We start from the raw sequence: 505 nt of genomic DNA, 5'->3' as shown, positions 1-505 counted from the left end.
GCACGGTGGCGCGCCAGTCGGCCTGGCCGGGCCGTGTCGCCGGCCGCATGCGGCGGGTGCGCAGCGGTTCGGCGAAGTGCTCCAGGGCCTGCAGCAGGCGCTGCGCCTCGCGCCACTCGTCGGCCGTCATCGTGTCGAAGTCGGCCTTGCGGAGCAGCTCGCGGTCCGACCAGGTGAGCGTGGCCTCGATGTCGAGCTGCTCCTGCGGCGGCGGCGCATCGGGCCGCGGCGCCTGCGGCTGCGGCGGGAACAGCGCCGCGGCGAGCCGGCGGTTCTCGGGCGGCGGCGGGCTCTTGGCCGGCCCCTGCACGCGCGGCAGCAGCATCGCCATCATGCGGCCCATCAGGTCGGGGTCGCGCCAGAACAGGTGGAAGGCCTGGTCGAACAGCAGGTGCTGCTCGGGCCGCGCGACGAAGCAGGCCTGCAGCGTGGCGTGGAAGTCGCGCCGGCTCGCCAGCCCGCCAGCGGCAGCGCGCGCAGCGCGAGCGCACGCGCCTGCCCACCG

The 505-nt window shown here is 76.6% G+C and carries 1 pseudogene; it reads right to left on the bottom strand.

Going from position 1 to position 505, the window contains the following annotated elements:
* Window positions 1-505 (bottom strand): annotated as a pseudogene (locus x551_RS26135) (hypothetical protein); the annotation flags it as partial.

The sequence above is a fragment of the Methylibium sp. T29 genome (genome assembly GCF_000576205.1).
GTDB lineage: Bacteria > Pseudomonadota > Gammaproteobacteria > Burkholderiales > Burkholderiaceae_C > Methylibium > Methylibium petroleiphilum.
The sequence above is the reverse complement of the archived record's forward strand: the minus strand, read 5'-3'. Positions and strand labels throughout refer to the sequence as shown.